The sequence below is a fragment of the Streptomyces mesophilus genome, assembly GCF_040300965.1.
GTDB lineage: Bacteria > Actinomycetota > Actinomycetes > Streptomycetales > Streptomycetaceae > Streptomyces > Streptomyces mesophilus_A.
In genome coordinates, this window is sequence record NZ_JBEPEW010000017.1 from 79695 (window position 1) to 88161 (window position 8467).

4 protein-coding genes are annotated in these 8467 nt (G+C 68.3%); 1 reads left to right on the top strand and 3 read right to left on the bottom strand.

Annotation, left to right across the window (positions count from 1 at the left end):
• Positions 1-68: 68 nt before the first annotated feature.
• The 3 genes from ABT367_RS09410 to ABT367_RS09420 all read right to left on the bottom strand — a co-directional run bounded on the left by ABT367_RS09410 (position 69) and on the right by ABT367_RS09420 (position 6683).
• Positions 69-1775: a protein kinase family protein gene (locus ABT367_RS09410; protein ID WP_352251235.1), complete on the bottom strand. Its 1707-nt coding sequence runs from the start codon at positions 1773-1775 to the stop codon at positions 69-71.
• Positions 1776-1905: 130 nt separating this feature from the next.
• The gene (murJ, locus tag ABT367_RS09415) at positions 1906-4251 is read right to left on the bottom strand and encodes a murein biosynthesis integral membrane protein MurJ (RefSeq protein WP_352251236.1); all 2346 of its coding nucleotides are present in this window, start codon (positions 4249-4251) and stop codon (positions 1906-1908) included.
• A 47-nt stretch (positions 4252-4298) separates the two neighbouring features.
• On the bottom strand, positions 4299-6683 hold the full coding sequence (locus ABT367_RS09420; protein WP_352251238.1) for a DUF6049 family protein: 2385 nt from the start codon (positions 6681-6683) through the stop codon (positions 4299-4301).
• 144 nt (positions 6684-6827) lie between these two features.
• Between ABT367_RS09420 and ABT367_RS09425 the strand changes: the two genes are divergently transcribed.
• The gene (locus ABT367_RS09425; RefSeq protein WP_352251240.1) at positions 6828-8294 is read left to right on the top strand and encodes a CCA tRNA nucleotidyltransferase; all 1467 of its coding nucleotides are present in this window, start codon (positions 6828-6830) and stop codon (positions 8292-8294) included.
• Positions 8295-8467 lie beyond the last annotated feature (173 nt).

Below are 8467 nucleotides of genomic sequence, written 5' to 3' on the forward strand. Positions count from 1 at the left end.
GATCTCCGGGAGGGGCAGCGGGCCCGCAGTATGTGGTCAAATCGGGAAAATTGCACTCCCGGGAGCGGTTACGAGCCGGTCGCGCTTATGTCTGTGATGCCACCACGGAACAGGTTGGGCGCTCCATCAGACGGCAAATCAATGATGCGAATAAGGATGTAACGCGCCTTGAGGGGCTTCTCGAGCTTCGCTTCCAGCTTGGAACCAGCGATGGTGGGCTTTGTGATCCGCTCTGTGAAGTCAGAAAGTTTGGATGGATTATCCGTGTCGCCCGCGGCGGCAAGAATCTCTACTTTCTGCCCCTCGCGGTACATGGTCACGTCCAGTTCGCTGATGCTCCGCACCCGGTCGAATGCGACAACGATTCCGCTGCCGTCCTTACGGTTGGGCAGGTTGCCGAAGTTGGAGTGGCCCTTGTACTGAGAGGTGACCCACGAGGTGCCGGGTTCTCCGTCGATGGCGTTGGAGACCTGGTCGGCCTTTATGGCGGGGCCGAGAGGGGCGAACTCGTAGGCGTCCTTGATGCCCAGCGGCTTCGGTGCCGGCTGCTTGCCGTCGCCGTTCTCCTCGGACTGCTGGCTGGTGCCGGGGTCGGCCGAGCCGCCGCGCTCCATCAGAGCGTCCGCCAGCTGCCAGCTGCCGAGGCCGAGGGCGGCGATCAGCAGGGCGGAGACGCCCCACTTGAGCGCCTTGCCGGTACGGCCCTCGAGCGGCTGCGGCGGGGTGGGCACGGGCTGGGTCGCGCCGGGCTGCATACGGCCGTAGGTGCCCTGCTGGTACGTCGTGCGCTGGTACTCAGGAGCAGCGGTGAACGCCGGCTCCGGCGGCTTGATGCGGGGCAGCTCGGCGACCGCCTTGGCGAGCTCCTCCGGAGTGGTGCAGGGCTGCTCCAGGCGCGAGGCGGTGGCCCCGTCGTTCACCAGGGCGCGCATCGCGAGCTCGGACAGTCCCCGGTGGACGCCGGCGCGCACCTGGTCCGGGGCGATCCGACCCGCGTCCTTGGGGAGGCCGCTCAGTCCGTAGGCGTCGACCTCGTAAGGCCAACGCTGAGTCAGTGACGCGTAGAGCAGTGCACCGATCGCCTCGGTGTCGTCACGCTGCGGGGTGTCGGACTTGATGCCGCGCAGCGCGGCGTTCACGGCGAGACCTCGGATGCGGTACTGCCCGGTGGAGCTGCGCAGGACGGCGCTCGGCGTCAGGCGCAGATGGGCGAGCCCTTCGCGATGAGCCGCGGCCATGGCCTGGGAGAGCTGGCTGACGAGCTGATACGCGTCATGCGGCTCGAGCGGTCCGGCGGCGAGCAGAGAGGTCAGCTCGGTCGCGTCGGGCAGCCACTCGTGTACGACGTAGACGAGGTCGTTCTCCTCGACCGCGTCCAGGACCTGGACGAAGCGCGGGTCGCCGAGCAGCGCCGAGGAACGGGCCGCCGAGAGGACGGAGCGGGCGCGCGGGTGGTCGGCGGGCAGGAGATGGACTCCCACGGCCCGGCGCAGCTTCTCGTCCACGGCACGCCAGCTGCTGAATCCGTCCAGACGAGTGACGCACTCTTCGAGGCGATAGCGTCTGGCGAGCTTGTGACCGCTGTGCAGTTCGGGGGTGCGGACCTGGGGCTGCGTAGCCGCGTCCGCCTTCTGGGTGTGCTGGGTGCCTTCGTCGGCAGCCGTGTGCTCGTGCTGCTCCGCCTCGTCGGCCGTGGTCTGGTCCGCCTGCGTGGTCAGCGGTTCGTCCCCGCCGCCTGCTGCCACGTCGACGGCAGCCGTGCTCCGTTCCGCCACCGTCGTTCCTGCCTCCCCATCCGTTGCACGCTGTCCGACGTCAAGCCCAATTGTGCCCACACTCCGACGCTATGCACGACACGCGGGTACCGCCGAGGGTTGCCCCTCAGCGGTCCGGTTCTTCGAATGTTCAGCGACCGAGACGTCCGCGGACCATTCCGACCATCGCGTTCATCTCCTCGATCCGCATCCGGCGTGCGGCCACGAAGAACACTCCGAGCAGTACGGCGAAGCCGACGATCAGCGCGGTGAGCGAGCCGAGGGCACCATTGCCCAAGGCCTGCATGATCGCGTACCCAGCGGCGCCGCCGAGAATCGCGGCCGGCACGGATGCAATCGCGAGACGGGCATAGGTACGCAGAATGTGGGAGCCGTCGAGGTCCCCGCCGAGCTTGGCGCGCAGCCGCTTCCAGGCGACGCCCACGCCGATCGCGTAGGCGAGTCCGTACGAGGCGGCCATACCGGTGACGGCCCAGCGGTCGGGCAGCAGGAAGTAGCAGGCGGTGGACGCGACCGCGTTGACGGCGGCCACGATCACCGTGTTGTAGAAGGGCGTCCGCGTGTCCTCGTACGCGTAGAAGGCACGCAGGACGACGTACTGGACGGAGTACGGGATGAGGCCGAGGCCGAAGGCCATGAGCATGTAGCCCATGGAGGTCGCGGCGCTGCCGCCCGCGGAGCCGAACATCAGGGTGCACATGGGCACGCCGAGCGCGACGAAGGCGAAGGAGATCGGGACGATCGCGACGGCCGTGGTGCGCAGGCCCTGGGAGATGTCGTCGCGGACCGCGCCGGCGTCGTTCTCGTTCGCCGAGCGGGAGATCCGCGGCAGCAGAGCGGCCATCAGGGAGACGGTGATGATCGCCTGCGGCAGGCCCCAGATGAGCTGGGCGTTGGCGTAGGCGGCGAAACCCGTACCGTCCTTGTCGCTGCCCGAGGCGGTGGCGAGCTGGGTGACGACGATCGCGCCCGCCTGGTTGGCGAGGACGAAGAAGACCGTCCACTTGGCGAGCTTGGCCGCCTTGCCGAGGCCCTGGCCCTTCCAGTCGAAGCGCGGCCGCAGCTTGAAGCCGGCCTCCCGCAGATACGGGATCATCGCGAGCGCCTGGACCACGAGGCCGAGCAGGACACCGACTCCCAGGAGACGGATCGCCTCCGGCGGGATGCTGCCGACCGTCATCCTGCTGGACTCGGCCGTGCCGTACACCCACAGGAACATCGCCAGCGTGGCGATGATGATCACGTTGTTGAGGACCGGGGTCCACATCATCGCGCCGAACCTGCCGCGCGCGTTGAGGATCTGGCCCATGACGACATGGACGCCCATGAAGAAGATCGAGGGCAGGAAGAAGCGGAGCAGCGTGACCGCGACATCGTTCGCGGCGGGGTTGTTCGCCACCTCGACCGACAGTGCGCGGATCAGCAGGGGCGCGGCGAACATGCCCGCGACGGTCAGGGCGCCGAGCGCCATCATCACCAGGGTCAGCAGACGGTTGGCGTAGGCCTGTCCGCCGTCCTCGTCGTCCTTCATCGCGCGGACGAGCTGCGGTACGAAGACCGAGTTCAGACCGCCGCCGATGGTGAGGATGTAGATCATCGTGGGCAGCTGGTACGCGACCTGGAATGTGTCGGCGAGCAGACCGAGGCCCAGCGCCGACGCGATCAGGATCGAGCGTACGAAGCCGGTCAGACGCGAGACCATCGTGCCGGCGGCCATCACGGCGCTGGACTTCAGCAGCCCCGAGGCACGGCCGCCCTTGTGCGCCGCTGTGGCGGCCGGTGGAGGCGGCGGGGGCGAGGCCGGGGCAGGGATCAGGGGGTCGGGGCCCGGGCGGCCGGGAACGCCGCTCTGTGGTGCGCCGTAGCCGTGCTGCTCGCCGCCGGGGTGGCCGGGCTGTCCTTCGTACTGGCCGTGCTGGTCGCCGCCGTACTGGGCGTTCTGATCGCTCCCGTACTGCCCGTGCTGGTTGCCGTGCGGCGCCTGCTGGTCTCGGTAGAGCCCGCCGGTCCCCTGCTGGTCCCGGTACAGATGCGCGAAGGCGTCCGGTGCGGAGCGCTCCTCGCCCGCCTGCGTCACGAGATCGTCCACGCCCACGAACTGTGTCGTACGGGCGTCGTCGCCGTACGGGAACTGGCGGGACAGGCCGTCCGGCTCGGGGGCCGGGGTCTGGGCCCAGACGCGCGGGTCCGGCGCGTGCTGCGCGGCGGGGGGCGGGGCGTAGAGCTGCTGCGGGTCCGGATACGTGCCCGGAGGTGGCGGCGGGTGCGAGGCGCGGTCGTAGAGCGCCTCGGTCACCGGGTCCTGCGCGGAGAGGTCCTGCGCACGGTACGGGTCCTGGTCGTAGGCGTCCTGGACGTACAGGTCCGGGGCGGGCTGCTGCATTTCCGGGGTGGGCTGCCCGGGCGGGAACTGCCCGCCGGTCGGATCGCCGCCGCCCGCGCCCTGGCCGCGGTCACCGTCGTACGGCGCGTTCATGCTTACCCCACCTCATCGGTCCCACGGCCCACCGGCCACATCATCGCTCAACGGTCCACTCTCTCACCCGTCCCGGACGGGTCCGTGCTTTCCGTGGCGGTGTCCGGTGTCGGGTCACTCGGCTGCTCCGGTTCCGGGCCGCCCTCATCCGGGCCCGCGCCGTCGTCGGTGCCGTTGTCCGTGCCGTCGTCGGGGCCTTCCGAGGAGCCGCCGTCCTGCTCCTCGGCCCGTCGGGCGACGATCCGCTTGCGCCGCTGGTACATCCGGAACCCGGCCAGGACCAGGAGGAGGAAGCCGCCGGCGATCACCGCGAGGACCGTCGCGGGCACCTCGGTGACCTTGACGGTGAACGGCACCGCCTTGCCGTACTCCTTGCCGTCCGCGGTGACGAGCTGGGCGACCACGTCGACCGGGCCGCTGGCGTTGGCCGTGGTGGAGAACTTCAGCGACTGGGCATGGCCGCCTGCGACCTCCACGGATTGCTCGTCGGAGTTCTTGCCGTTGATCTTCAGGCGGTTGGGCTTCGTCGAGGTCAGGCGGACACGGAGGTTCTCGACGCCTTGGGCGAGGTTGTTCTGGACGGTGACGGGGATCGTCGCGCTGCGGCCGGAGAGCTTGGCTTCCGATTTCTTGATGAGGGCGACCCCGCCGGTGAGGTCCTCGAGGTACCTGAGAACGCTCTTGCGGTACGTGTGGGCTTCTTCCGGCAGGCCGCGCCACGAGGTGGACAGCGCGCGGTCGATGGCCCGGCCGAACGGGACGACAACCCGCTCGGGGCGGGTCAGGATGACCTTGAAGTCATTGAGCTGACTCTGAATCGCCCTGATCTCGGTGAAGCCCGTCAGCGGCATTTCCTGCTTGCGCAGAGCGGCCGGGTACGCGTCGGCGGACGGCACCTCGGTGGTGGCGCCCGGGTCCGGCTTCTCCTTCGCCGCGGTGATCAGGTTCTCGGACTGCGCCCAGCCGCCCGAATCCAGTGCCCTGATCGCGGTGGCCATCGTCATGACCTGTGCGGTGGTGGGCATGCGTTGCGGGGCGACCACGATGCTGCGCTGCTTCTCGGGGTCCTGAAGGTTGATCATCAGGCTCTGGGCCAGGAACTGCTGCGTGGCGAGCGTGGACTTCTCCGCGCTGGTCATATCGCCCTGGAAGGCCTTGGAGAGCCGGGAGTCCGCGACCACGGCCGTGGTGCCGTCGCCGATGGGTCGGGCGGCGGTCGGCGTATAGGGGAGGTTGCCCGTCTCCTGGAAGCTGTCATTGCGCGCGATGACATTGCTCGCGCCCGCCGACGTGGCGGTGTTGACGATCTTCGGGTCGACAGCGCCCTCGGCCGGCCAGGCGAAGTCCGTGTTCGGCTTGATGTGCAGCAGGGTCTCGAGCGTCTTCACGGCCGCTTCGGTGGCGTCCTTGAGATGACCGAGAGACTCCACCCCGCCGCCGTGCGCCATGGACGCGAGATCGGGGTCGGCGAAGGGGAGGGCGACGACCTTCTCGTCCTCCACGGCCTTGATCAAAGAGTTCAGCCAGTTCCGGGCGATCTTCTGGTTGTCCTCGTCACCCGCGACGACCGTGTCGTCGGGTCCCTGCACGTTGTACGGCTGCGCCATCAGCGCCGCGGACGCGACGAGATCCGGGTCGATGACCCAGGTGACGGGGAGGGTGCTGCCCTCGGAGACCATCCGCTCCAGGCGCCCGCCCGGAGCGATCTCCTTGATCAGGCCCTCGTCCTTGAAGACCGGGGTCTGGTTCGCGTCCGAAGCCGACTCGGCGGTCAGATGCGTACGGGAGATCAGCGGCCACATGTAGCTGACCTTGGTCTGCGTGTCGGCGCCATCGGGCTGCCAGGGCAGGAAGGTCCGCTCGATTCCGAGGATCTGGTTGAACTGGGACTCGGTACGGCCGGTCAGTGCGACCCCGAGCTGGTAGACACCTTCGCTGTCGAGGTCGAGCTCCTTGACGGGGATGCTGAGCCGGAAGTCCTGGGTGCCGTGGGGCGCGATCTTCTTGAACTTCTGCAGATACTCGTCGCCGCCGACCACAAGGCCCTCGGCGCCCGTCACCGTCCCGCCGTTCTTGGCGGCGGAGTCGATCTGCGTACGGCTGCCCAGCGCCTGACCCAGGCGCAGCGCCAAGGAGGCGTCGGTGACCGTCTGCGCGCTGTTGTTCTCGAGCTTGCCCGTGATGGTCAGGGTGTCGCTCTCGGACGGGATCGGGGGCTCGAAGGAGTTGATCGCCACGGAGACCGTCTCGGAGCCCGTGGGCTCCGCCTTCACCCCCGCCGACTGCCCGCTCGCCACCTCCGCGGCCGCACCGGCCGGCTGCGCGAGCAGCCCGGCCAGCAGAGGCAGTCCCACCAGGGAGGCTGCTGTGCGCCGCAGCCACCGGCGGGCAGGTGAGGGAGTCATCCCCTGGAAGTCTGCCGCCTCGGCCACGCGCTCGCCCGTCCCTCGTCGTCGTCAGTGGTCGTGTTTCTGCGTCCCCGCATGGTAACGATGCGAACTGTGGCCGAGTGCCGGGGACTGCTCCACATGAAACCGGGGAGCTTGGGCGGTCGCGGCCACGTACCCTTTTCTGTTGTGCCGAACGCCAATGAAGACAACCTCAATGCACTGAGCCAGGTGCAGCGCCGCGCAGTGAGTGAACTGCTGCGGGTGTCCCCTGTCGCCGACGATCTCGCCCGCCGCTTCCAGGAGGCCGGGTTCACACTCGCGCTGGTCGGCGGCTCGGTGCGGGATGCGTTGCTCGGGCGGCTCGGCAATGACCTGGACTTCACCACCGATGCCCGCCCCGAGGACGTACTGAAGATCGTGCGGCCGTGGGCGGACGCCGTCTGGGAGGTCGGGATCGCCTTCGGTACGGTCGGTTGCCAGAAGAAGGGGAAGGCCGGCGATGTCGAGCAGGACTTCCTGATCGAGGTCACCACGTACCGCTCCGAGGCGTACGACCGGACCTCGCGCAAGCCCGAGGTCTCCTATGGCGACTCGATCGAGCAGGATCTCGTACGCCGGGACTTCACCGTCAATGCGATGGCCGTCGAGCTTCCCGCGAAAGAGTTCGTCGACCCGCACGGTGGTCTCGAGGACCTCGCCGAACGTGTGCTGCGCACGCCCAGCACGCCCGAGGAGTCCTTCTCGGACGACCCGCTGCGCATGATGCGGGCCGCGCGCTTCGCCGCACAGCTGGACTTCGAGGTGGCGCCCGAGGTGGTCGCCGCGATGACGGCCATGGCGGACCGCATCGAGATCGTCTCGGCCGAGCGCGTACGGGACGAGCTCAACAAGCTGATCCTCTCCGCGCACCCGCGCAAGGGCCTCACGCTGCTCGTCGACACCGGCCTCGCCGAGCACGTGCTGCCCGAGCTGCCGGCGCTGCGTCTGGAGCGCGATGAGCACCATCGGCACAAGGACGTCTATGAGCACTCGCTGACGGTCTTGGAACAGGCGATCGCGCTCGAAGAGGACGGCCCGGACCTCACGCTGCGGCTCGCGGCGCTGTTGCACGACATCGGCAAGCCGAAGACGCGGCGCTTCGAGAGCGACGGCCGGGTCTCGTTCCACCACCACGAGGTGGTCGGCGCGAAGATGACGAAGAAGCGGATGCTTGCGCTCAAGTACTCCAACGAGCTGGTGAAGGACGTCACCCGCCTCGTGGAGCTGCATCTGCGCTTCCACGGCTACGGCACCGGCGAATGGACGGATTCGGCGGTACGCCGTTACGTGCGCGATGCCGGGCCGCTGCTGTCGCGGCTGCACAAGCTGACCCGGTCGGACTGCACTACGCGTAACAAGCGGAAGGCGACCGCGCTCTCGCGGGCGTACGACGGCTTGGAGGAGCGGATCGCGCAGCTGCAGGAGCAGGAGGAGCTGGACTCGATCCGACCCGACCTGAACGGCAACGACATCCAGGAAGTGCTCGGTGTCGGTCCGGGCCCGGTGATCGGGCAGGCGTACAAGTTCCTGCTGGAGCTGCGGCTTGAGAACGGGCCGATGGAGCGGGATGCGGCGGTGGCCGCGCTCAAGGAGTGGTGGGCCACACAGGGCTGAGGCTTGGGTTCGACGAGAACGGGGTCATGTTTCACGTGAAACATGACCCCGTTTCACGCATCGAAGGGGGGGGTTTTTTTCGTTTAAAAAAACGGCCGAGGATATTGGGGGTTTGGGAGATTTTTTTGGCCCAGGAATGGAACTAAGAGTAACAGCAAAAGGGAAAAGGCTGG